At 48.4% G+C, this 25,115-nt stretch carries 25 protein-coding genes; 10 read left to right on the top strand and 15 right to left on the bottom strand.

The genetic code is table 11. From position 1 onward, the window contains the following. Positions 1–7 precede the first annotated feature (7 nt). Positions 8–418: a 30S ribosome-binding factor RbfA gene (rbfA, locus tag SFW65_01065; GenBank protein MDX1921706.1), complete on the top strand. Its 411-nt coding sequence runs from the start codon at positions 8–10 to the stop codon at positions 416–418. A 134-nt stretch (positions 419–552) separates the two neighbouring features. On the opposite strand, the gene SFW65_01060 is transcribed toward rbfA, so the two are convergent. Then, a complete protein-coding gene (locus SFW65_01060; protein MDX1921705.1) occupies positions 553–921 on the bottom strand; it encodes a hypothetical protein in 369 nt (122 codons plus the stop codon). A 111-nt stretch (positions 922–1,032) separates the two neighbouring features. Between SFW65_01060 and truB the strand changes: the two genes are divergently transcribed. From truB to SFW65_01040, 4 genes are all read left to right on the top strand, one after another. Further along, a complete protein-coding gene (truB, locus tag SFW65_01055; protein ID MDX1921704.1) occupies positions 1,033–1,962 on the top strand; it encodes a tRNA pseudouridine(55) synthase TruB in 930 nt (309 codons plus the stop codon). Positions 1,963–1,975: 13 nt separating this feature from the next. Further along, positions 1,976–2,245, top strand: a complete 270-nt coding sequence (rpsO, locus tag SFW65_01050) for a 30S ribosomal protein S15 (GenBank protein MDX1921703.1) — start codon at positions 1,976–1,978, stop codon at positions 2,243–2,245. 190 nt (positions 2,246–2,435) lie between these two features. Next, positions 2,436–4,556 carry a polyribonucleotide nucleotidyltransferase gene (gene pnp / locus SFW65_01045; protein ID MDX1921702.1) on the top strand — a complete coding sequence of 707 codons (2,121 nt, stop codon included), beginning with the start codon at positions 2,436–2,438 and terminating at the stop codon, positions 4,554–4,556. An 87-nt stretch (positions 4,557–4,643) separates the two neighbouring features. Next, positions 4,644–5,387 carry a sulfite exporter TauE/SafE family protein gene (locus tag SFW65_01040; GenBank protein ID MDX1921701.1) on the top strand — a complete coding sequence of 248 codons (744 nt, stop codon included), beginning with the start codon at positions 4,644–4,646 and terminating at the stop codon, positions 5,385–5,387. Here the strand turns inward: SFW65_01040 and SFW65_01035 are convergent, their stop codons facing one another. The 11 genes from SFW65_01035 to SFW65_00985 form a co-directional block, all read right to left on the bottom strand. Next, a complete protein-coding gene (locus SFW65_01035; protein ID MDX1921700.1) occupies positions 5,388–6,902 on the bottom strand; it encodes an AMP nucleosidase in 1,515 nt (504 codons plus the stop codon). 4 nt (positions 6,903–6,906) lie between these two features. Further along, entirely contained in the window at positions 6,907–7,899 is a 993-nt protein-coding gene (gene ftsY, locus SFW65_01030; protein MDX1921699.1) for a signal recognition particle-docking protein FtsY, read from the bottom strand. Between the two features lies 1 nt (position 7,900). Beyond that, positions 7,901–8,731 carry a diaminopimelate epimerase gene (dapF, locus tag SFW65_01025; GenBank protein ID MDX1921698.1) on the bottom strand — a complete coding sequence of 277 codons (831 nt, stop codon included), beginning with the start codon at positions 8,729–8,731 and terminating at the stop codon, positions 7,901–7,903. Between the two features lie 50 nt (positions 8,732–8,781). After that, positions 8,782–9,513, bottom strand: a complete 732-nt coding sequence (locus tag SFW65_01020; GenBank protein ID MDX1921697.1) for a DUF4167 domain-containing protein — start codon at positions 9,511–9,513, stop codon at positions 8,782–8,784. A gap of 283 nt (positions 9,514–9,796) precedes the next feature. Beyond that, entirely contained in the window at positions 9,797–11,359 is a 1,563-nt protein-coding gene (locus SFW65_01015) for a hypothetical protein (GenBank protein MDX1921696.1), read from the bottom strand. Then, complete coding sequence (locus SFW65_01010) at positions 11,349–12,140, bottom strand: methyltransferase domain-containing protein (GenBank protein ID MDX1921695.1); 792 nt, start codon at positions 12,138–12,140, stop codon at positions 11,349–11,351. The genes SFW65_01015 and SFW65_01010 overlap by 11 nt, the downstream gene beginning before the upstream one ends. Before the next feature lie 93 nt (positions 12,141–12,233). After that, positions 12,234–12,671 carry an NUDIX hydrolase gene (locus tag SFW65_01005; GenBank protein ID MDX1921694.1) on the bottom strand — a complete coding sequence of 146 codons (438 nt, stop codon included), beginning with the start codon at positions 12,669–12,671 and terminating at the stop codon, positions 12,234–12,236. Further along, positions 12,671–13,393 (bottom strand): acetoacetyl-CoA reductase, encoded by a 723-nt coding sequence (phbB, locus tag SFW65_01000; GenBank protein ID MDX1921693.1) that lies wholly within the window; start codon positions 13,391–13,393, stop codon positions 12,671–12,673. The genes SFW65_01005 and phbB overlap by 1 nt, the downstream gene beginning before the upstream one ends. A 79-nt stretch (positions 13,394–13,472) precedes the next feature. Further along, complete coding sequence (locus tag SFW65_00995) at positions 13,473–14,651, bottom strand: acetyl-CoA C-acetyltransferase (GenBank protein ID MDX1921692.1); 1,179 nt, start codon at positions 14,649–14,651, stop codon at positions 13,473–13,475. Positions 14,652–14,705: 54 nt separating this feature from the next. Then, complete coding sequence (locus SFW65_00990) at positions 14,706–15,560, bottom strand: alpha/beta fold hydrolase (GenBank protein MDX1921691.1); 855 nt, start codon at positions 15,558–15,560, stop codon at positions 14,706–14,708. 181 nt (positions 15,561–15,741) lie between these two features. Then, positions 15,742–16,431, bottom strand: a complete 690-nt coding sequence (locus SFW65_00985) for a hypothetical protein (protein ID MDX1921690.1) — start codon at positions 16,429–16,431, stop codon at positions 15,742–15,744. Positions 16,432–16,609: 178 nt separating this feature from the next. Here SFW65_00985 and phaR point away from each other — a divergent pair, with 178 nt between their 5' ends. Beyond that, positions 16,610–17,356: a polyhydroxyalkanoate synthesis repressor PhaR gene (gene phaR / locus SFW65_00980; GenBank protein ID MDX1921689.1), complete on the top strand. Its 747-nt coding sequence runs from the start codon at positions 16,610–16,612 to the stop codon at positions 17,354–17,356. 136 nt (positions 17,357–17,492) lie between these two features. Here the strand turns inward: phaR and SFW65_00975 are convergent, their stop codons facing one another. The 3 genes from SFW65_00975 to SFW65_00965 form a co-directional block, all read right to left on the bottom strand. Further along, positions 17,493–17,876 carry a hypothetical protein gene (locus SFW65_00975; protein MDX1921688.1) on the bottom strand — a complete coding sequence of 128 codons (384 nt, stop codon included), beginning with the start codon at positions 17,874–17,876 and terminating at the stop codon, positions 17,493–17,495. Positions 17,877–18,026: 150 nt separating this feature from the next. Next, positions 18,027–19,721: a GGDEF and EAL domain-containing protein gene (locus SFW65_00970; protein ID MDX1921687.1), complete on the bottom strand. Its 1,695-nt coding sequence runs from the start codon at positions 19,719–19,721 to the stop codon at positions 18,027–18,029. A 170-nt stretch (positions 19,722–19,891) separates the two neighbouring features. After that, a complete protein-coding gene (locus SFW65_00965) occupies positions 19,892–21,076 on the bottom strand; it encodes a hypothetical protein (protein ID MDX1921686.1) in 1,185 nt (394 codons plus the stop codon). A gap of 156 nt (positions 21,077–21,232) precedes the next feature. Here SFW65_00965 and lpxD point away from each other — a divergent pair, with 156 nt between their 5' ends. From lpxD to SFW65_00945, 4 genes are read left to right on the top strand one after another with little or no spacing between them, the layout of a single operon-like run. Next, on the top strand, positions 21,233–22,369 hold the full coding sequence (lpxD, locus tag SFW65_00960; protein MDX1921685.1) for a UDP-3-O-(3-hydroxymyristoyl)glucosamine N-acyltransferase: 1,137 nt from the start codon (positions 21,233–21,235) through the stop codon (positions 22,367–22,369). Positions 22,370–22,409: 40 nt separating this feature from the next. Next, a complete protein-coding gene (locus tag SFW65_00955; GenBank protein ID MDX1921684.1) occupies positions 22,410–22,718 on the top strand; it encodes a phosphopantetheine-binding protein in 309 nt (102 codons plus the stop codon). 28 nt (positions 22,719–22,746) lie between these two features. Further along, positions 22,747–23,976: a beta-ketoacyl-[acyl-carrier-protein] synthase family protein gene (locus SFW65_00950; GenBank protein MDX1921683.1), complete on the top strand. Its 1,230-nt coding sequence runs from the start codon at positions 22,747–22,749 to the stop codon at positions 23,974–23,976. Between the two features lie 20 nt (positions 23,977–23,996). Then, the gene (locus tag SFW65_00945; protein ID MDX1921682.1) at positions 23,997–25,040 is read left to right on the top strand and encodes an acyltransferase; all 1,044 of its coding nucleotides are present in this window, start codon (positions 23,997–23,999) and stop codon (positions 25,038–25,040) included. The last annotated feature ends 75 nt before the right edge of the window (positions 25,041–25,115 follow it).

The raw sequence follows: 25,115 nt of genomic DNA, 5'->3' as shown, positions 1-25,115 counted from the left end.
ACATATCATGTCAAAATTCAAAACCCCAACAGGGTCTTCAGGCCGTTCCCCCCGCCAGCTTCGCGTTGGTGAAGAATTGCGCCATGCGCTTGCCGCATCGTTTCAAGATGGTGACTACCCTTGGCCAGCCGATTTGCCGCGCAGCATTATCACAGTAACCGAAGTGCGGATTAGTCCTGATTTACGCAATGCCACGGCTTATATCGTGACCATGGGCGGGCAACACGCCAATGAAACGGTTAAAGCGCTGAACGCTCACAAATATTACTTTAAAAATGTGATTGCCCAGAATGTGGAATTGCGTTTTGTACCACAACTCCATTTCCAATTGGACACATCGTTTGAATATGCCGAAAAAATCGAGCGCATTCTGCACGACCCCAATGTGGCGCGCGATCTAGCCAAACACGACGATTAATGATCGCTGGATTTATGATGGCTTTTGCATGCCTGCCATGGATGGCAGCAGAAAAACCAGATATGCGCAAATTTGTGACGTTTGTTCCATAAGCTTGATAGCAACATCGCAAGTCTCCAAGTTATAGCTTTTTGTTATAACCCCAGATCTTTTGGGGTCCACTCTTCGCCGCAATGTCGGCCTTCTCTTTTTATCCATGACGACGGTATATCGAACGTCTTGGGCTTTGATGCACAGCGAAGCTTTAAATTATCTTTTGTACCTGATGTATAGAAATCGCCATTCAGGGTTGTGCCCGGCTTGTATTCGCCTTTGGTGCGCTGATACAGATTGCGCTGAACTTCATCGACATATTTGTCGGCTAATTTCCGTACCTGGGGGTCGCTGGGGTCGTGTTTGGCATATTCGCCATGAACTTTACGATTGGCCGCTACTTCGGCATGCTGACGGATCTGGGTAATTGCTCGCTTTTCATCAGCACTCAGCTTGTAATCTATGGCCATAAAAGACTCCATTACCGCTTGAATATTCACCCACTCTATGCTCTGTCACTTAAAATACATTTAAAATATAATTCAAATACCTGTTAACCATGATGTTGCCATTTCACATTTATGAACAACAAGAAACCGCGCAATAAAATAAACGGCTGGCTCACGCTGGATAAGCCCGCGGGGCTTTCCTCCACGCAGGCGCTTGGCCGCGTGAAGTGGCTTCTAAACGCAGATAAAGCAGGGCATGGCGGTACACTTGACCCTTTTGCAACTGGGGTTTTGCCGATTGCACTTGGCGAAGCGACTAAACTTATCTCATATGTATTGGACGGAAAAAAATCCTATGCCTTCACCGCCATCTGGGGCGAAAGCCGCAACACGGATGATTACACAGGGCAAATTACAGCAACATCTGTAAACCGTCCAACACCAGATATGATAGCAAAAGCACTGGAGCAATTCCGAGGCACGTTTCAACAAATGCCGCCGCAATTTTCTGCATTGCACGTGAATGGCGAACGCGCCTATGACCTTGCACGTGCTGGCGAGACCGTGGAATTACAAACCCGTGAAGTAACCATTACACGGTTTGACTATATGGGAAGCCCCGACGAGCATTCGGCCAACTTTATCGTAGATTGCTCCAAAGGCACGTATATACGCTCGCTGGCACGTGATTTAGGCCGCACAATGGGATGTTTGGGGTATGTTAAGACATTGAAACGGCTAGCCTGCGGCCCATTCACGTTAACGAACGCGATTTCGCTGGAAACCCTTGAAGAAATCGGGCAAAAAGAGGGCGGTCTGGAAAGGTTCCAGACCGTATTATCGCCTCTTGCAACCGTGCTGGACGACATCCCGGCTTTGGCTGTCAATGAGGTAGAGACGCGCCGCTTGCGGCAAGGCCAACATGTGATCGTGCACCCGTTGCGTATCACATCTTTGCAAAGCACCGAAATCATCATGGTCAAACATAATGATGAATGTGTGGCTCTGGCAAAGATTGATGGCCATGCCATTCATCCGGTGCGTGTCTTTCACCTTTCATAAAAAGGAGTACCCGATGTCGAAGCACCAAGAACAAAAGCAAGAAATTGTTTCAAAATACGCACGTTCAGCAAATGATACCGGTTCACCAGAAGTACAAATTGCTTTGATTACCGATCAAATGAACTGCTTGAGCGAACATTTGAAAAACCATCCAAAAGACAACCATTCGCGCCGCGGCCTCCTGAAAATGGTTGGCAATCGTCGCAGCCTTCTGGATTATTTAAAGTCCGTAAACCAGGAAAGCTACCAGAACATCATCGAAAAGCTTGGCATTCGTAAGTAAGCTCAAGCAATTCGTGACGAATAACCCGTCCTTGGTTCATCCAAGGACGGCTCTTCTAAAAGAAAAGAAACCCAACATGGAAGCAAAAGAAACAGGTGTCTTGAGTGGATCATTCCAAGCGATTGGAATCATGTACTCAGGTCACTTTTCTTTTGCGTCCAAAAACACGTAAACAGAAAAGGAAAAGACTATGTTTAATATACAACGTAAAGAAATCATGTGGGGTGGCCGCAAGCTGTCCCTTGAAACCGGCAAAATTGCACGCCAAGCCGATGCAGCCGTTATCGCAACCTACGGCGAAACCACCGTGCTCTGCACCGTTGTGGGCGCAAAGAAAGCAAAAGAAGGTCAGGACTTCTTCCCGCTCACCGTGAACTATCAGGAAAAAGCATATGCTGCCGGTAAAATTCCTGGTGGTTATCTGAAACGCGAAGGCCGTCCATCCGATTATGAAACACTCACCAGCCGTCTGATTGACCGTCCAATCCGTCCATTATTCCCGGAAGGCTTCTTGAACGAAGTACAGGTTGTGGCAACGGTTCTCTCGCACGATATGGTCAACGATGCGGATATCATTTCGCTGATTGGTTGCTCTGCCGCCCTCACCCTTTCAGGTATTCCATTCATGGGCCCTGTTGGCGGCGCAAAGGTTGGCTACAAAGATGGCGAATTCATCTTGAATCCAACAATTGAACAACAAGCAACCAGCGACTTGGATTTGGTGGTGGCCGGAACTACCGAAGGCGTTTTGATGGTTGAATCCGAAGCCAAGGAACTGCCAGAAGACGTGATGCTGAAAGGCGTGATGTTCGGTCACAAATCCTTCCAGCCTGTTATAGAGATGATCATCCAACTTGCCGAAGTTGCGGCAAAACCAGCTTGGGAATTGCCAAAACCAGCATTCGACAAAGCAGCATGTGAAAAGAGACTCGAAGCCCTTATCGGCGCAGATCTTAAAGCTGCCTATGCTGAAACCATTAAGCAAAATCGTCAGAACAAACTATCTGCTCTGCGCGATAAAGCTGCGGCAGGCATTCCAGAAACTGAATTCAGCCCTGAAGCTGTTGCCCAAACAGTCGAACTCATGGAATACAACCATGTTCGCAACATGATTTTGGACACCAAGAAACGCATTGATGGCCGCGATACCAAGACCGTTCGTAATATCGTGAGTGAAGCAGGCGTTCTGCCACGCACCCATGGTTCGGCATTGTTCACACGCGGCGAAACTCAGGCCTTGGTTGTGGCAACCCTTGGCACAGCACAAGACGAACAACGCATTGACGAACTGACCGGTGATCGCACCGAAGGTTTCATGTTGCATTACAACTTCCCGCCATACTCGGTCGGTGAATGTGGCCGCATGGGTACACCGGGCCGCCGCGAAATCGGCCATGGTAAGCTTGCATGGCGCGCACTGCACCCATGCTTGCCAGCCAAGGAAAGCTTTCCCTACACCATCCGCCTTGTTTCAGAAATTACTGAATCAAACGGTTCATCATCCATGGCAACCGTGTGCGGTTCGTCTCTTGCGTTGATGGATGCAGGCGTTCCACTTGCCCGCCCTGTTGCAGGCATTGCAATGGGCTTGATTAAAGAAGCAAAGGGTTATGCCGTTCTGTCCGATATTCTGGGTGATGAAGATCACCTCGGCGATATGGATTTCAAGGTAGCCGGTACCGATAAAGGTATCACTGCCCTGCAAATGGACATCAAAATCACATCCATTACCGAAGAAATCATGCAAGTTGCACTGGCGCAAGCCCAGCAAGGCCGTATGCACATTCTGGGTGAAATGGCCAAGGCCCTTACCGGCGCACGCGCGGAATTGAATGCAACCGCGCCGCGTATCACCACCATCCAAATCCCCGTGGACAAAATCCGCGAAGTGATTGGATCAGGCGGGAAGGTTATTCGTGAAATCACCGAAAAGACCGGCGTTAAGATCGACATCGAAGATGATGGCCGCGTAATGATTGCCTCCAACGATGAAGCAAAGGCCAAGGCCGCGCTGAACTGGATTAAGGGAATTGTTGCCGAACCTGAAGCTGGCGTCATCTATGAAGGTAAGGTTGTAAAAATCATGGATTTCGGCGCATTCGTAAACTTTCTTGGCAGCAAGGATGGTTTGGTGCACATCTCCGAACTTGCCAACCAGCGCGTTGCAAAGGTCAGCGATGTGGTAAAGGAAGGCGATATGGTCAAGGTTAAGTGCCTCGGCACCGATGACCGTGGCAAGGTTCGCCTTTCCATGAAAGCTGTTAATCAGCAAACCGGTGAAGATTTAACCAAGCAGCAAGCTGCGGGTTAATCTAACCCTCATATCCTAATAAAACGCCCGGATGTGAATCCGGGCGTTTTTATTTGTGCACCTATTTCCTATCTGTTACTCCAAACTATGACCGCGCTCCTTGTTGCCATCATTGTCGGGCTTTCCTATGCCGTACAATCCACCTTCGGATTTGGCGCTGGGTTGATTTCCCTTCCCTTCCTCACCTTGCTGATTGGCGCAAAAGCCAGCATCAGCATGAATTTGATTTTCCAGACCATGACTGGGTTCTTGCTATTCAGCGTTTGGAAGGATATTTCGTTTAAAAAATTACCCCTATTCTTATTCACCGTATTCATTGGGATTGTTTGTGGTGTTTTATTCCTGAACCATGTCAGCGATAGCACACTGGAAGTATTACTAGGATGCTACCTTGTGTTCTATGCAGGCAAGCAAATGGTGGGGCACCGTTTTCCCAAACATGAAATGTACACCAAACTCAAAGCCAGCCCGCTTTATGCGATTGCTTGCGGGTTTCCGGGCGGGCTCATTAGCGGTGCATTCGGTACAGGCGGCCCCATGCTGGTATCGTTTGTAAAAAGCATGAACCTCCCCAAAATCAACATGCGCGCCACTATTTTGCTGGTGATGTTTTATTGCAATGTGTTCCGCGTATGGATGGCATGGAAAACAGGCCAGTTTGATAAAACCGCCATTACCTATGCGCTTTATGCGCTGCCGCTATTTATAGGAGGTATTTTCTGCGGCAGCATCATCTCACGCATTTTGACGGAAAGTCAGTTCAAGAACTCGATCAACATGATCATTCTGTTGGCCGGCGGCTCGCTATTGATTAAGCACTTTATATTCTGATTATTGGAACGCGCTTTCGCAGAAACTACGCAGTTTACGGCTGTGCAGATTTTCAAGACCCTGCTCGCGCAGTAATTCCATCGCCAGCAAACCAATCTTTAAATGCTGGTCCACCTGATCTTTATAGAATTTATTGGCCATGCCGGGCAGCTTAATCTCGCCATGTAATGGTTTATCCGAAACGCATAGCAGTGTCCCATAGGGCACGCGGAAGCGGAACCCGTTGGCAGCAATCGTCGCGCTTTCCATATCCAGTGCAATGGCTCGGGATTTGCTGAAGCGTTCCATTAATTTGGAATAACCGGTGATTTCCCAATTGCGGTTATCAACAGTTACTACCGTGCCCGTACGCATCACCGACTTCACATCATACCCGCCTTCTTTGCCCGTGACCTTGGCGACGGCTTGCTCTAACGCTTTTTGCATTTCAGCCAGCGCAGGCACAGGCACCCATTGCGGCAAATCGCGGTTTAATACGTTGTCATCCCGCACATAAGCATGCGCCAGCACATAATCACCCAAACGCTGCGTTTCATGAAGCCCGGCACAATGCCCCAACATCATCCAAGCATGGGGGCGCAGCACCGCAATATGATCGCTGATATTCTTCGCATTGCTTGGGCCGATACCGATATTCACCACCGTGATGCCATTATGATCCTCACGCATCAAATGGTAGGCAGGCATTTGCGGCATACGGGTTAACCGCTCGATCGCTGCTTCCTTGTTTTCAATATTTGCATTAACGGTAATGCGGCCGCCGGGTTCCACAAGACCGATATATTGCTTACGATATTTGGCAACTTCGGAATCGGCAGTTTTAGTGAGGATATCCTGCGCAAGACGCATGAATTCATCGACATAGAATTGGTAATTGGTAAAAATTACAAAATTCTGGAAATGCGCAGGGTTGGTCGCCGTGTAATGGCGCAACCGGTGAAGCGAATAATCCACGCGCGGCGCGGTAAATAATGCCAAAGGTCTTGAACCATCGCTGAATGCCCCAAAGGTGCCATTCACAATCGTATCATCCATATCCGCAAGGTTTGGCATATCAAAATGGTTGCGGATTTGCGTTACACTATCGGGCGTCAAGCCTTCTTCCAGATGCATGCCTTCGGCAAAAGCAAAATGCACGGGGATACGCTCCTGCGCAACGCCCACTTCCAAAGGAACCTTGTGGTTATCAAGAAGCAACTGGAACTGTTTTTTATAATATTGCTCGAAAATATCAGGGCGAGTCAGCGAAATGCGGAACGTACCAGCGCCTTGCACAAATCCAAAAGACAAACGGCTATCCACCTTTTCTGCTTTGGCCGTAGTAATCGAGATATAAGGGTAATTGGCGGTCACACGGCCATCAGGCATTTTACCTTTGGTGAATGCATTGAATGTTTCACGTAGGAAACCCGTATTTGTGTCATAAATTTCTTTGACGTAGTGAAATGCCTTTTCCGCATTATCAAACAAGCGGCGGTTTTCAGGCGTAGGACGAAAAGGTTTGATAACAGTCATATATTCACTCAACTCCGCATAAGGCTTTGGCAAAGGCATCTGCCGCGAAAGGTCTTAAATCATCAATCCCTTCCCCGACGCCAATAGCATAGACAGGAAGCTTAAACACATCGGCGAGCGCAACCAATACCCCCCCTCTGGCAGAACCATCCAGCTTTGTTAGAACAAGGCCGGAAACTGCCGTCAAACTCTTGAAAACATCAACCTGCGTATGCGCATTTTGCCCTGTGGTGGCATCCAGAACCAACAGCGTTGCATGGGGAGCTGATTCGTCCATTTTCTGAATCACGCGGATGATTTTTTGCAATTCCGCCATCAGCCCAGCCTTGTTCTGCAAACGCCCTGCGGTATCAATCATCACCACATCCGTGCCATTCACTTTGGCTTGTTCCAATGCCTTGTAGGCAAGACTTGCGGGATCTGCATTTTCTGAACCCGTCAGTAATTCGCAATTTGCGCGCTGCGCCCACACTTCCAATTGCGAGACAGCAGCAGCGCGAAAAGTATCACCCGCAACCATCAAAACTTTTTTCCCGTTTTGTGTCAGCTGTTTTGCTAGCTTGCCCATCGTCGTGGTTTTACCAACACCATTCACACCAACCATTACCAACACAAAGGGTTTATGCGTAGAAAAATCCAGCGTCGCTGCAACAGGGTTTAATACCGCAGTGATTTCATCTGCCAATGCTTCACGGATTTCGCGGTCAGATATATCCTTGCCAAAGCGTGTCTTACGTAATTGCGCGGTCAGCTTTTGCGCAGTGGCAACGCCAATATCCGCTTTAATCAGTAATTCTTCCAGAGCGTCCAGCGTTTCATCATCCAGCTTTTTTTTAGTAAAAATGCCGGTAATTCCATCGCTAAGCTGCGTTGTGGATTTGGAAAGGCCGCTTTTGAGCTTTTCCCATAAGCTTCGCTTCACCTCATCGTGTTCAGTCTTTTCAGAAGATGGCGCTTCGGGCTTATCCGTTTCCTTTTTTTTGAAAAATCCAAACATCTTATTTGCCGTTCAATAACGCCTCGGACAATTCACCGGTAAAGCTGGTTGCAACCGGGCCTGTCATGAGCACATGACCATTTTCCAGCCATTCCATGCTAAGCACGCCGCCATCCAATTCGATATCGGCCTTACGTTCGGTTAACCCGCGGCGTACTGCCGCAACAATCACCGCGCAGGCACCCGACCCGCAGGCAAGCGTAATGCCCGCACCGCGTTCCCACACACGCATGCGCATATGCGTTCTGTCTTTTACTTCTACAAATTCTACATTAGTCCGTGCAGGAAATAGGGAATGGGTTTCAACCTGCCTGCCCCATGTTGTGATATCGGTTTTTGCAACATCTTTTACAAAGAATACCGCGTGAGGATTGCCCATATTCACGCCAACCGCTGGCGGCAGGCCCGCAATCCCCGTATCGATATTTAGGGTATCAAGCGGTTTGGATAAGGGAATGGCGTTCCATTCCATCAAGGCAGCACCCATGTCAACGGTAATCAGGTTACCGCTACGTGTTGTCTTCAATATATCATAGGGGCTTTCGATCGTTACCACGCTTACACCCTTGGCATTCATTTCCAGTTCGGCAACACAGCGCGTAGCGTTGCCACATGCAGATGCTTGTGACCCATCGGCATTATGAATACCCATATAAAGGTCAGCGCCTTTGGTTGAATTTCTAACGACAATTACTTGGTCACACCCAACTCCGCGATTGCGGTCGGCGATGCGTTTTATTTGGTCAGGCGTTGGTTGAAAGCCGCTTTCGCGCGCGTCCAGAATGACAAAGTCATTCCCCAACCCGTGCATTTTGATAAAGGTGATAGGCATTGCATTAATATAGTGGCTTTTAAATCAAAAAGCCAACGCTGCAATAGCGCTTATCTACGGCCACCCACGGCTGCTTGCGTATCGGGGCTGTCCACATCTTCGTCAACACCGTCATACAATGGGTCTGGCGCTTGGCCGCCTTGTTGCTGCTGGTTGTGTGGCTGATAATCAGTCTGACTCATCGACTGACCTTGTGGCTGGCCTTGGTCATATTGATTGCCACGATTATCGGGATTCCCATAACGCTGTTGGTTACGGTTGTTGAAGTTGTTATCGCGGTTACGGTCACGGCGGAAATTCTGCTGACCATTTCCATCTGGGTTGCCTGCAAAATTACCGTTTTGCTCTTGCGGTTGACCTTCTGGGTTTTGACCCTGCTCGGAACCTTGGGATTGGCCTTCCGCATATTGTTGCGGCTGTGGCTGGCTTTCCCATGAAGCCTGACGCGCACGTTGTTCAGCTGCAGTGGCTTCGTTAATTGCTTCGATAATGCGGTAATAATGTTCAGCATGCTGCAAATAGTTTTCAGCTAATACACGGTCGCCGGATGATAACGCATCCTTGGCAAGAGCCTGATACTTTTCATGCACCTGAAACGCGTTACCACGTACGCGCATATCCGGGCCATTGCTGTCAAAAATCTGGTTACGAAGGGATTGGGCAGAACGGTTTTGACCTTGCCCGCCTTGACCATTGTGACGTCCGCCGCCATTTCCACCACCATGACCGTGACGGTTCTCATTACGACGTCCACCGCGGCGTTGGTTTTGACCTGGTCTCATGCTTTCAATTCCTTAGTTAAAGTTAGCGTAAAAGTTTAACACCGTTATCAATGTTTTCTGACATTAAGTTTTTTGACATTCATTGGGAAAAACGCTTTTCGCAGTTTTTATCCCCGGTTTTTAAAACCAATGCTTGAAGAATATCAAGCACACCCCGCGCGCTTCATTTTGTTTTTAAAAGCCGCGTTTATTACCTGCCGCTAATCTGGCAGAATGATAAGGATGCGACAAGTGATTTTTATTTGCTCTAATAGCGCCGAAAAATAAGCGATTTTCTATGGTTTTAACCAAATGGGCGCGTAAAAATTAATTGCCATCCAGGCATTGATTTCAAAACAAACAGCATGACCACATATAAAACTGCGACCAAAACGCCGGCAATGATTCCTACACCGCCCGCGCTTTGCGATATGATTTTTTCGGAAGCGCCTAATTTTTGCTGCAACCGCTTGGCAGCGGCAAAACGCAGTAGCATGTGTTGCAGGAAATAACCACCTGTGCAAATTGCAACATCGAATAAAAATGCAGAAATCGGTTTAGCCAAGGTTGCGATGGTTGCGCGAATACCTGACGTGATGATGAAATAGTCTGCTGCAACGAACATCACGACTGAAATAACCGCTACAATTATCCGCGCCAGAATAGTTTGGCTGTGCACCAATTTACGCATCACATTCAGTACGCGCCCAGCCATTTCAAGTGATAAACCAGCCGGATAAAGCTGACGCAGCATTTTGGCTTCCACGTGCTTGAGTTGCAGCAACCCGAAGGCTTCGCGGCATACGCGGATTTCCAATGCCTTGGCAAGCGTATCGGGCTGTTTGGCAGCCTGTTCAAACTGGGCAATCTTGGGTTCAATCGCGGTATCAATAAATGCTGGCAGATCGAGAATGACGCATTTATGGCCAAGCAATGCGCATTTCATGGGCTTTCCGTTGATACGCAGCCGCGTTTCAGCATAGGGCATAACAGCGGTATAAGGAATAAATGGCGCAGCTGCGTTGGATGTATCCAGCTCTTTTGCTGAAATTGTTGCATGACCCTTTGCAAGCGTTTTGGTGCCAGCGCGTGCAATGGCTTTACGAAAACCGCCCGGTAAATTTGCACTATCGGTTATTAAAAATTCTGCTTTTGCAGTTGGAAGAATATTTATTTCCGTTGTGAATGAACCGTTACCGTTGCACATATTGCATTTTACGCGGCCTTGTCCACGGCATTGCACACACTGAACCTGACGTTGCCCGCGGCAGTCGCGGCAATACACTTGGCGCGAGCCGTTGCAATAACTGCAATACTGCTCTGGATCTGCGTTGTTAAGCCCCGTACCGTTACACGATGTGCAGTTTTCCAGTCCGGTTTCGTGGCAACGAAAGCATGACACAAGCCCTGTTTGGTGACATGTGCTGCACCCAATCAATGACGCACCGTTGCATGCAGTGCAAGGTGTATCGCAATAAAAAGCTTTCGCCATGCTATCAATAATCACATCGGCTTTTTCAAGGCCCCATGCTTGCCCCGGCTCTGCCAATAATTGGCGCGCTGCGTCCCTGCTCCACAACCCACCGGTTTCAACGGATGTTTTTAATTCCGTGATTTTTTGTTCAACATCTTTTTCCCCAGCGATTTTTTCAGCGCGGTCTTTGGGCAGACTTTTGGTATTTTTAAATCCACCCGGATAGGTTGCGTTTTCCCGAACCATTTCCAGCTTTAAATTCATCTGTGCATGAACGGTAAGTGTAACCTCTTCACTGCCCAGCAATTCAACCTTGGATGGGTCAATACCGTTTCCATCGGCAGCGCTTTTTATTTTTGCAATTCCTTCAAGGGTAAGTTTGTTATCTGTCATGCCCGCCCTCGGTAACAATGCGGGTCGGGTTTGGCTCGCCAAGCCCTGGAATAGGTATCAGATCCGCTTTTTTGAAGCGCGGCTTCTTTATAATCTGCTCGCGGTTCACTTGCTTCATGGCTGGGCGCGCATAAACCTGCTTACTCACCTCAATCAATAATACGCCCGCAAGCCCCGGTAAAATTACGTCGCAATTCTTTTCAATCCAACTTACATAGGGCGCGAGAAAGCGTGTGCCAAAAGGCGGCACATACAATGCACGCGCATGGCGTTCTACCTGAAATCCATGATGCGTTAAAATCCGGCGGATATGCGGCAATGAAAACGAGAAACCAAAGCCAAACGGCGTGCGTTGTTCCCGCGCCCACCACCCACTGCGATTGGGAACCATGATAATCATGCGCCCGTTGCTGGAAAGCACGCGCCCCATCTCCTGTAACACATCACCGATATGTTCCGTATTCTCTGCCATGTGCATCATCAAAATCCGGTCAACCGAATTATCTGCAAGCGGCAGCGCGGCTTCTTCCGTCAGACTGCTAAGGTTTGCAGCGCCACGCGGCCACCATGTAATACCTTGTTGCGCTGGCATGAAGGCAAGAACACGTGCGGCTTCATTTAAAAACGGGCGAAGATATGGCGTGGCATACCCAATTCCCAACACTGTTTCGTTAGCAATATTGGGCCATAATTTACGAACACCCTCGCGCACCAACTTCTGCGCCAACTGGCCCAGATCGCTTTCATAAAATTCACGAAGATCAACTACATCAGGATACATGCGGCTTCATTAAAGTGATTTCTTAGGTGCCGGAAATTCTAAAACAGATAAGTTAATGAGTAATGAGAAAAATAGAGTATATAAAACAGCGTTTTATTGACCTTTTTGCACAGCAGCCAACTCAACCACCCGCAACATCTCGCTCCACACATTCAAACTGCGGAGTTCGTCCAATGTGACCCAGCGTGTTTCGGTAATATCACTCGCGGGCTTTGCATCCCCACTCACCCACCGTGCATTCACTTCCACAATTGAATAATGGTATTGAACCCGCTCATCACTATCCCTTGTGATGCCATCAATCGCCGTGATGATGTTAAATGGCTGGATGATAATTCCCGCTTCTTCGCGTGCTTCGCGCACCGCACATTCAAAATGCGTTTCGCCTACTTCCAGTGCACCGCCAATAATTCCCCATTGGTCTTTGCCAGGCGGCTTCCCACGGCGGATAATCAGTGTCTTATCACCTTGCCACACAACAACGCCAATCGCAGGCCAAGGATGTGCTGGATAGCTGCGCTGCTCCATCATTACGCCATATACTGGCCGCCATTGATGGTCAGGGTTGAGCCGGTAATAAATGCGGCATCATCGCTCACCAAAAAACGCACTGCGCGAGCAATTTCCTGTGTATGGCCCAAACGGCCAACCGGAATGCGTGCGATGATTTTCGATAAAATGGACTGCTCAACCGACTGCACCATTTCCGTATCAATATAACCCGGCGCAATGGCATTGACAGTAATGCCTTTGCTTGCTGTTTCCAGCGCCAATGATTTAGTGAACCCCACCATGCCGGCCTTTGCCGCTGCGTAATTCACTTGGCCAAATTGTCCTGCTTGACCGTTGATAGACCCGATATTCACCATGCGACCAAAACCACGTTCACGCATAGAATTGATAACCGCGCGCGACATATTGAAAACGGAGGATAGATTCACGCGGATAACATCATCCCACGCATCATAGGTCATTTTATGCAACGCCGCATCACGCGTGATGCCAGCGTTATTGACCAGAATATCAATCGGGCCATGTTCCTTGGAAAGCGTAGCAACTTTTTCTTGGCATGCAGCAAAATCACCCACATCCCATTTGGAAACGGTGATGCCTGTTTTCGCGCTGAACGCTTTTGCACGTTCATCATGCGATGCGTAATTCGCAATAACCTTGTATCCCGCTTCATGGAGGCTTACTGAAATCGCTTCACCAATCCCGCGGATACCACCCGTCACAATCGCAACTCTAGCCATCTTGCCTTTTCCGTTCTGATTTGATTTGCCAAATTTTATTTACACGTGTTGTTGCTTGAAATTTTGACTTTTTAATAGCTTACTTTTCAATCGTAAGCGCAATGCCCATACCGCCGCCAATACATAAGGTCGCAAGACCTTTTTTGGAATTACGGCGTTCCATTTCATGAAGCAATGTGACAAGAACGCGCGCCCCGGATGCGCCAATCGGGTGGCCAAGGGCAATCGCACCGCCATTCACATTCACGCGCGCGTGATCCCAGCCCATTTCCTTATTCACCGCTGCGGCTTGCGCAGCAAAAGCTTCATTGGCTTCGATTAAATCCAGATCCTGTACATTCCATCCGGCTTTTTTCAAAGCCGCACGGCTCGCAGGAATGGGGCCCGTCCCCATCAATGCCGGGTCAACGCCAGCGGTTGCCCATGAAGCAATACGGCCCATGATTTTTAATTTGCGCTTATTGGCTTCTTCTTCACTCATCAACACCAGCGCGGCAGCGCCATCGTTTATGCTCGAGGCGTTACCTGCGGTTACGCTGCCGCCTTCCTTTACAAATGCTGGCTTGAGTTTTGCAAGTGCTTCCATCGTTGTGCCCGCGCGCGGGTTTTCATCCGTATCAACAACGCGGTCACCTTTCTTTTCTTTAATTGTAACAGGAACGATTTCTTGCTTGAACTTTCCTTCCTTCATCGCGGCTTCGGCTTTGTTTTGCGATGCCAGCGCAAACGCATCCTGCATTTCACGGGTAATCTGGTGATGCTGGGCGACGTTTTCAGCTGTTTGGCCCATATGGTAATTGTTATAAACATCCCACAACCCATCGCGTATCATCGTATCAATCAATTCGCCATTCCCCATGCGCACACCGCTGCGCAATTGCATGGCGTGGGGTGAAAGGCTCATGCTTTCCTGACCGCCTGCAACCACAATCTCTGAATCACCGGCAAGAATGCTTTGCATCCCCATCGCCACTGCGCGAAGGCCCGAACCACAAACCTGATTGATGGTCAGCGCTGTTTTTTCGTATGGGATGCCAGCGGCAACGGCCGCTTGACGCGCTGTGTTTTGTCCCTGCGCTGCGGTCAAAATTTGCCCCATCACTACATCGCTGACTTCTTCGGCTTTGACATTGGCACGGCTCAGCGCTTCTTTGATTACTGTACCACCCAGTGTCACTGCCGGAACGGAGGACAGCGACCCCGCAAATGTGCCAATCGCAGTACGAACGCCAGAAACAATAACAACAGATTTTGACATACAATATCCTTAGGTAATGGGGAGGCTTTGAATGGCACTAAAGTAGTGTCTGATTCAATGAGAAGCAAGCCAGCTAAAAAGCGCAGGCCAGACCTTATCGCGCGCTGCACCATTCACCATCATACTGATATGCCCGAATTCGGGTTGAATAACCGTGGCTTGGCGCATACCCCCTGCCAATCGTTTTGCGCTGGCGGGCGGAACGATTTTATCGTTTTGCGGAATAACATGCAGGCTGGGCAGGTTGATGTCCTGCGGGCGTATGGTTTTGCCTAATACTTTCCATCTGCCATTTGCTGGCGTGTTTTGAATATACCATCCTTGCAAACAGGTTTCGGCCACCTTTCCCACCAAGGGAACGCCTTCATTGACCCAATCTTCAATAAGCACAAAGGCACGTTCTTCTGCGCTGCGCGGCTTCATGCCTGCAAAGCGCAAGAATTTATCGAGTATGGCAAAGGGTTGCAGGCTGATGAAAAAGCATTGCAATACATCCACGGGCAATTCGTTTTGCGTTTTTAAAATCGGTTCAATATGCGGCAGCATTTTTTCAACGCGGGCAGATTGTTCACCGCCATCTGCGTGAAAATCCCATGGCGTTGCTAAAAACATCAGACTGCGAATGGCATCTTGCGCATGGGTTGCAAGCGCAGCCGCAAGCAATCCGCCCATGCAATAGCCAATTACATGCACAGGGCCTCCCTGAAGCTTGTTGGCAATATTGAGGGCAGGAAATAGTCGCTTGGATAAATAATCATCTAATGAAAAACCGGATTCTTCTTTTCCCGGCATATCCCAATCAAGAAGCAACGGACGAAACCCTTTTTCGGCCAAATCCCTGACAAAACTTTGCCGCACATCGATATCAAGCACATGATAACGGTTGATCAGCGATGGGATGACCAGCACGACAGGTTTAGCACTGTTTTTATTTGAAAAATCCAGCAGCCGGGTTGTGCCCGCGCGCCATATAGCGTTTGGCTCGTCATCACGCCGCGCAATATCAGAACTGCGATAGCGCGTTAGCGCATCAAGAAAAGTTTGGTATTGGGTGGTTGCCAGCTTATGCAGCGCGTCGTTGAACCTGTGTTCAGCGTTTTCGCTTTGGGATTTTTGTTGTGGCGTTTTTTGGTATTGCGCTTTTAATGTTTTCCAGCGTTGCCGCAGCAGTTTTCTTTTTTGCTGAAGGTTTTTTGGCAGTACGCTTTCCGTCACTTTCGAATTCGGCAAATCGCTTTTCAAGATCTGCGATGCGGCTGGCAAGCTGAGCCACAGCATATGTGCTAGCGCCAGATAAAGCGGAAGCGGCCGCGGACCTATTCTCGGACCGATACGCCGCGCCGCTTTGGATTGTTTGCGCAGTTCTGGTTTTGGATTGGTCATTGCCGCCTGCACTTCCTGCCCCGGTATTTCCTATAGGTGAGTTCATATTGGCTGCCTTGCCCAGCTGTTCCAGCATCATCAGCCATAAATCCATCCCTCCCGAAAAAAGCGGAGAAAACATTTGGGAAATCTGCGGAGATAGCAAGCTTGCGGTCGGCTCCACGCCTTTCTTGGCATCCTTCATGGTATCAGGATTATTCAGAAAATGGGCCAATTGCTCACGCCATAAATCAAGGGTCTGCATGGCAAGGCTATCATAGCTAAATGCACCACTTGCGCTTTTCGAACTAGGCTTCTTTTCGGAATCGTTTTTTTTGAAACTGGATGGTGGATTTTCCTGCTGGGCTTTTTGTTCAGGAGAAGATTTCCTTTTTGATGCCGTTCGTGCGCGTGACATTTGGCCTCCTTCTTGCTTCTCAGCGTTGGCGGCGTTCGCATCTGCTGTCATCTCTATGATAGACCTAGAGAATTTCTGGTGTTGCGAAAGCACAGCTAAAGGATTAAACTGTCTTACAGGTTTGTTCAATACCCATTCGTTCTGATGGAAGGCCTTTCTTATGATGGTGCAGCCAACAATGACAAATACTCCCCCGAATTCTACAAACTCGAATGCTCCGAAAGTTAACCCGATTGTTATAAAGAAGTACGCAAACCGTCGCCTTTATAATACGGATACCAGTTCATATGTAACACTGGATGATTTATGCAAAATGATTAAAGACGGTGAAGAAATCATCGTCTTTGACGCCAAAAACGGCGACGACATTACGCGTAGCGTTTTAACCCAAATTATCGTTGAACAGGAAGCCAAGGGTGGACAAAGCCTTCTTCCAACTGGATTCCTTCGCCAGATTATAAGCTATTATGGCGGTAATATGCAGGGTCTAGTTCCCGGCTATCTCGATTTCGCCATGCAGGCGCTGACAAAAAACCAAGGCCAGATGCAGGAAGTGTTCCGCAACAGCTTTGGCAGCCTGTTTCCATTTAACACTATGCAACAAATGACCAAGCAGAACGTCGCCTTGTTCGAACAGACCATGCGCATGTTCTCGCCCTTTGCTCAAGGCAACCAATCGCAACACCCGGTTGGAAGCGCTGAAGCGCAGGCAGAACAAACCGCGCAAGCCGCGCAAACTACGCAACCAGCATCGCCAAACGCAGCGCCACATTTGCGCAGTGTACAAACAGCTGTTCAAACCGGTGTGCAAAACACTCCTGCGCAAGAAAACGAAGAAGATGAAGCGTCTATTCGTTTGATGCAGCAACGCCTCGATGATTTGCAAAAGCAAATCGGCGCGCTTGCTAAAAAGGATGACGAGTAATACTCAACCTAATTGTAATCTGCTGTAGCTAAGGATTTACGGTGATTTCGAGAACCGGAGCGCAGCATGCATTCGTACGTGAGCACCGGAAGCACAGAAAGCGCCGTAAACCCAACGCACAGTTAGAGATTATCGTTTATGCAGAGCACATGCTGGATGCGATCTGGCTGCTTTGCAGGCTGAAGAATGCCGCCAGCGAACCTTGGGTGCGCCCACTGATAATCACTTCGCCGCGACGGTCAACTTGTAGTGCTGAACGTGCAAGCTGCATGGGCGCATCATTCCCCTTGGGTGTCGTCAATTCTTCAATGGCAATGGAAAAGCCGTTTTGATCACCGCTTACTTCGGAAACAACGGTGTTGTTATCTGCAACTTTTAATTTCTGCACGATGACAAATCCTGAATCGGTAATTTTCACGCTGGTGGAGATAGCTTCGCCTGACAATTTATCTTTCAAAACGAATAAGGCGTGTTGCGCTTTTTCAGCTGCCGCCTTTAATGAACGCGATTTACTGGCCATGCCCATCCCCGTAATCAGAGTAAAAAAATCTAAACCAATATCGCTTTAGAGTACGACCTCGGTTTTAACAAAATCTTAGAAATGTCTAAAATTTGAGGGACTTAATTTGATTGAGCCAGCGGGCGCATTAATTACCAATAAAATCGGGCATTACGCCGATACAGCCTTCTTGGGAAGACCGTGCTTTTCATTGTAGCGTTTGCGGATATTGGCCGGTAAATCCACTTCAGGTTTACCGAAGTAATACCCCTGCATATGGTCCACATTGGCTTTACGCAGCCATGCTGCCACTTCTTCGGTTTCAACGCCTTCCGCCACGGTTTCAAGGCCAAGGCCCTTTGCCAACGCAACCAGCGTATTGACCATCACCTGCTGGTCGGCATCATTCACAACATTGCTAAGCAACTCACGGTCAATCTTCAAGGTATTTACCGCTAGCGTGCGTAGATAGCGAATGGATGTAAATCCTGAACCAAAGTCATCAAGCGCAACTTCTCCGCCCAATGAATGCACCGTATCCACAAAGCGTTTGGTTTCTTCAATATCCAGAATCGCGGCTGTTTCAGTAATTTCGATAATCAGGCGTTTTGCCAGATGTTCCTTACCAGCAAATTTTTCGCGCAAGGTATCGGGCCAGCCTTTTTGCGAAGCCGTAAGTCCAGATACGTTCACTGCCAACACCAGTTCCGGGTCAGCAGCCAGCGCGTCAATCGCCATATCCAAAACTTTTTTATCAACCATATTGGCAAGGCCAAGCTGTTCAATTACGGGAATGAACAAACCGGCAGGGATGAAATCCCCCTTTTCATTGATCATGCGAATAAGCGCTTCGAACGATAAAATTCTACCTGACTTCGCGCAGATGATGGGTTGAAATGCCAAGCGCACACCATCGCCTTTTAATGCAGCCAGGGTCTGCTGGCCGATTTCCAACGAACGACGATGGGATTTCGTGCGTTCTTCCGATGGTTGGTATTCAACGAATGCGTTGCGGCCTTGGCGCTGCGCATCACGTAATGCCTGTTCCGCACGTATCATCGCTTCCCACGCAGTGGTCACTGATGTGGGCACGGTCACGCCGCCCATGGACACGGAGACCTGCACAGGACACACAGGACTATCCACCGGCTGTTCGCGGAATGAAGTCAAAAGCTTTTCGCACAGTTGAGATAGTCGATTGCTATCATAATCACGAAGGATGATACCAAATTGGTCACCCCCAACGCGGCCAATCTCAATGACATCTGGTATAAGATCTTGCACACGCTTTAAGGAGCCGAGAATAACGCGGTCTGCCGCATCCGGCCCAATCGCTTCATTCACGTAAGTCATGTTATCAATCGCCATCACCACATAGCCCAGCGATTTACCACTGCCCTTCATCGCGGCGATCATGCTTTCCAGCATTTCAAGCAAATGGGTGCGGTTTGGAAGACCCGTTAAATGGTCGCGGCGGATACGGGTTGTTAAATCCATTTCCAGCATCTTGCGCGCGGTAATTACGCGTAATGCACCACGCACGCGTTGCGGTGTGCCATCTTCAGCAAAAATGACCTGACCACGTTCATGTACCCATGCGGTTGTACCATCATGCAATTTGATACGATAATCGCGGTCAAGGCGCTGCGCTTGGGATTGCAGCATGAACGCATTGAAAACCTGAACATCGGATTCGTGAACACGGCGGCGGAAATCCGCCCCTTTGATATGGACAGCGTTATCTGTTGTACCAAAAAGTGATAAAAGCGATCCGGTCCAGCGCATCTGGTCATCGGCGATGTCCCAGACATATCCAGCATCCCCGGCGGCGAGCAATATACTTAAGGAATTATTCTGTTCAGCCATGCTAAGTTCTAACTAGATGCGCCATATTCAGGCCGTTAATTGAGTATTGCATCATCTTAGATAACTGGACTTAACAAAAGTTAAATGTTGCCAGAATCCGTCCGGAAGGCGAACAAACCCCAATATCTAACGGTATTAAAAATTTCCGATTAAATTGTGGCGCGTAGGTTTTACGGCTTCGTTGCAGGCGCTGCGGGTGTAGCTGGCGCGGGGGCCGGAGCCGATGCAGCAGGCGCGGTTGATTTCGCCGATGACGGCGGCGGTTCTTTTGCAATCTGACGCAGCAGATTTGCAACCTGATCACGCGCCTTGTTCGCCGCGTCCTTGTTTGTGCCATCTCCTTCGTGCATGAACATTGTGAAGAGATGATTATCGGTCAGATAGATAAACAGCGCGACATATGCGTTGTGCTCCTTCATCTCACAGCCCACATTCATGGTACGCATTTGAATACCGGAATAGTTTTCGATTTCACCCTTGGTCACATTAAATGTGCCACTACACTGCTTTTTATATCCGCCTTCCATCAACTCGGTCATCTTCTCCATCGTTGCTTCAGCTGGCACGGGGCGTTCGCGCATACCACCGAACAGACCTTGGGTTTTCCATCCAAAGTCAACAGGCGCTCTGCTGGGGTCTTTGATGGTCAGGATTTCCAAATCTTTTAATCCTGCTTTATCCAGCAACGCTTTTAGGCTAGGCGGGAATTTAATTTCTTTTGCTGCTGCCTTCTTTCCATCTTTTCCAGCTGGCGCTTCGGCTGGTTGCTGTGGCATTGGCTTTTTGCCTGTCCCCACATCAACGCAGGTTTTCAATCCATCCAGTGCTTGCGGCATATTTTTCAATGCAAACTTGGTGGAATCTTCCTTACCTGTCAGCGCAATCATTTTACCGCCACGCAGCGCATCCATCAATTTACTATCTTCATGCATCGGGATAAGTAGCAATTCGGGATTTGCCGCAACCGCCACGGCATCCTTGTTATACACACTACCGATGGATACATTCATCTGGTGCTTTTCGTCTTTGGTAAAACCGGCTTTTGGAACGCCGATACCCAGATTGATTTCCTGTTTTGGTGACAACGCGATTGCAAAAGACAAATCATTGTTAAATTCGGCGCGCATCAGACAGTAATTGAATTCACCTTTCTCGCCTTTTATCATGCCGACTTGCCATTTTTCTTTGGGCTGCGCGACATCGCTCTTGGCTTCAGATTTGCTTTCAGCTTTTTTGGAAGCTGCCTTGGCAGACTCCTTCGTTTTGGCGTGCACATCGCCAGCGCTTGTGCCAAGCATCAGCACGGCAATCAAAAAACATTTCAAAAAAGAAGATGCTGAAAAAGAAAAGGGCATGCGCATAAGAAACCTTGATTAAAATCGCTGAAAATGAAGGCAACAACACCTGATATTGCCAACTATTGATAGCCTTGCCTATTGGGAAAAGCCAGACTAATGTCTCCCATCGTTTGTGACAAGAGCTACCTAAAAACCCTTAAGGAAACGCCTTTCGTGTCAACGCCAAAATCCATAACCCTGCAATCGATTGCGCAAAGCCTTGGCGGAAGCGTGATTGGCAACGACGCATTGGCTGTTCATCGCCTGGTCCATCCAAAAGATGCGAAAAGTGATCAAGATTTATTGCTGGCCTTTGATAAAACGCTGCACTCGTTTTTGGAAACAACACCTGCCCGCGCCGTTGTATTGGCAAAAGAACAAGAAGAACTTGCCCGCACATTTATCGAAAAATATGGGCAGAAAAGTGGCGTTGTGTTAGTTGACCGCCCGCGTTTTGCCATGTCTAAACTCACGGAACTATTTGCCCGTCCTGATTTTACTACCCGCGGCATCCACAAAACTGCCAGCGTGGATGAAACCGCAAAAATCGGAAAAAATGTTGCGATTGGTCCGTTATGTTTTGTTGGCCCGCATGCCGAAATTGGCGACAACAGCACGCTTGTTTCCCAAGTAACACTTGGCGCCTATGCAAAAATTGGCAAAAATAGCCTTGTTCATGCAGGTGCGCGCATTGCGGACTATGTCGAAATTGGTGAGCGCGCTGTTTTACACTATAATGCGGTCATCGGTTCGGATGGTTTTAGTTTTGTCACGCCAGAACGCGGCAGCGTTGAAACAGCCAAAGCAGGTCATGCAAGCACCGTTGAAGCATTTAATCATACCATTCACCGCATTCATTCGCTTGGATCGGTTATCATTGGCAATGACGTTGAAATAGGCGCCTGCACGACCATTGACCGCGGCACAGTGACCCATACGCGCATCGGCAATGGCACCAAGATTGATAATCAGGTGCAAATTGGGCATAACGTGGAAATCGGCGAAAACTGCCTGATTTGCGGCACGGCTGGCATTGCGGGTTCTACCGTAATCGGCAACCGTGTGGTGCTGGCGGCACGCACTGGCATTGCTGATCATCTTAAAGTGGGCGATGATGCTGTGCTTATGGCGGCTTCGCAACTGGGTACTAATTTGCCAGAAAAAGCCATTTATATGGGATTTCCTGCCATGCCACGGGAACGCTTCATGGACCAAATCATGCACTTGGCACGCCTTAAATTTATGAGTAAACGTATCGGCGGTCTGGAGGAAAAGGTTAACAACCTTGAAACCTCAAAAAAGACTGGCTAATACTTCCCTTTCGTTTTTTCACACCCGAGGCACCATTATTATGAGCCAACTTACTGATGAAGTTCTGGATATCGTAGCCCAAAAGGCGATGATTGACCGTGCAAAGCTTTCTGCGGATGCCAAGCTGTCCGACCTGCAAATTGGCTCACTTGATGTGGTGGAAATCGTATTCGCTTTGGAAGACAAGTTTGAAATTCAAATCCCGTTCAACGCCAATTCCACCAATATGGAATTCGAAACCGTTGGCGAAGTAGTCACGATTGTTGAAAAACTCATCGTTGCAAAGAAGGAAGGCCGCATCATCACTGAAGCCGAGCTATTTCCTAAAAAAGACAAACCTGCCGCTTAAGCAAACCTCTTAAAACAAAAAGCATTTCATGAAACGCGTTGCTATTACTGGTCTCGGCGTCGTATCTGCAATTGGTGCATCCGTGCCCGATTTCTGGAACTCGCTTAAAAACGGCGAAACAGGTATCAAGGTTATTACCAATATCCTGACCGAAGGCCTCGTCAATAAAATGGGCGCAGAAGTCAAAGGCTTCGACCCGGCCGTCCATTTTGATCCCAAGAAACTACCGATGTATGACCGCTTTTCGCAATTGGCAATGGTGGCTGGCCGGCAGGCGATTGCTGACAGTGGCTTGAAATTCGAAGGTGAACTGGCTGAAGCCACCGCATGTATTATGGGCACAGGCGTTGGTGGTCAAAACACGCTCGAAGAATCCTATACCAAACTTATCAATTTAGGCGGCGCACTGGGTGCGCAATCAGGTGCAAATGTTCGCGTACATCCGTTCACCGTGCCACGCCTCATGGCAAATGCTGCGGGCTGCCAGATTAGCATGGAAAACAATATTCTTGGCCCCGGCTATACCATCGCCAGCGCATGCGCATCTGCAACACATGCAATTGGTACAGCCTTTCATATGATACGAAGCGGCATGATGACCGCTGTTGTCACCGGTGGTTCCGAAGCATGCTTGACATTCGGTACACTTAAAGGTTGGGAAGCATTGCGCGTTGTTGCACCAGATACCTGCCGTCCCTTCTCTTTGGGTCGTCAGGGTATGGTGCTGGGTGAAGGCGCGGGGTGCCTGGTTCTGGAAGAATGGGAACACGCAACCAAGCGCGGCGCGACCATTTACGGTGAACTAGCTGGCTTTGGCATGAGCAGCGATGCAAAAGACATCACAACACCAGATGCAGGCGGTATGGCACGCGCCATGAAATCAGCCCTGCGCGATGCATCACTGAATACTGGCGATGTACATTATATTAACGCGCATGGCACTGGTACACGCAGCAATGATGCAACCGAAACCAAAGCCATCAAAATGGCCTTTGGCGATACAGTTCCACCCCTATCATCCAGCAAATCGATGTTTGGTCATGCGCTGGGCGCAGCTGGCGCCCTTGAAATGGTTGCAACTATTCTGGCGATTAAAAACCAGATTGCGCCGCCGACCATCAGTTTTGTTGAAAAAGACCCCGAATGTGATTTGGATGTTATTCCAAACACCGCTCGTGAAATGAAGATCAATGCCGCTATCAGCAATTCCTTTGCTTTTGGTGGCTTAAACGCAGTGCTGGCAGTTAAACGCGCCTAACCTATTTTTTATGGCCGATAATGATTTACAAAAATGTACAAGCACTGCGCGCACTAGCAGCAAACGGCGTTCTGCTTTCCCACATATTGTCGGTTGAACAAAAATATGGGGCCGGTTTTACCGTACTAAGTGGCAACGTACATTTTGGCGCTATTGGCGTTGATTTATTCTTTGTTATCTCCGGATTTATCATGGCAGCGCTCGCCAATAATGCGACCTGGGATAAGTTTTTAATCAACCGCGCAACGCGTATCTACCCGCCCTATTGGTTTTATACCACTATTGTACTTATCGTTTCACTGATTGCGCCAAGCATGGTGAATAGCAGCTATGACCACGCGCCATCGCTGTGGAAATCATACTTATTGATACCGGATACTGTAATGCCACTGCTTGCGGTTGGCTGGACACTAATTCATGAAATGTATTTCTATCTCGTCTTTGCATTTATCTTGTTTGCATCACGAGCAGTCAAGCTTCCACTTATTGCTTGGATTGGTGTATGGGCTATTGAAATTATTACGTTCAATTTAAGTAGCACAGTTACATTCACGCAACCTATTCTATTGCTTATCACCCATCCATTCACGTTAGAGTTTATTCTGGGCGTTTGTGTTGGAATGATAATTAGGGAACGTGCATTTGTACAAATCTCATTTATTATTGGCTGCATTATTCTTTTCATTTCTGCGCTTTACATACCACCCGCTTTTACGTTTGACATTGATGTAAAAGATCTGAGGCATGTTTGTCTATTTGGTATTCCCTGTGCATTACTTGTACTCATGGCACTTAAGCTGGAAATGAAAACAATCTTTATTTCACCAAATTGGTTAGTGGAACTGGGCAATGCCTCCTACTCCACTTATCTCGCGCATGTATTGGTGATATCCGCCATAGGCCGGGTTTTCCTTGCGCTGCCATATCACAGCACTTTCTATGAAATCTTATTTGTCTTGGTATGCATGGTTGCGCCAAACATGGTTGGCCTATTTAGCTACCGCTTCATCGAACTTCCGATGCAAAGCAGATTACGCACAGCAATCACAAAATTGCGTCAATAAAATCTTTGCTAAACCAGACTCTTCAACTTATTCGTGTGTTTCACGTGAAACATTATTGATAAGTCTTTGTTTCAA

It is taken from the genome of Alphaproteobacteria bacterium (genome assembly GCA_033762625.1).
GTDB lineage: Bacteria > Pseudomonadota > Alphaproteobacteria > UBA9219 > RGZA01 > RGZA01.
This window is presented reverse-complemented; position numbering and strand designations above follow the sequence as displayed.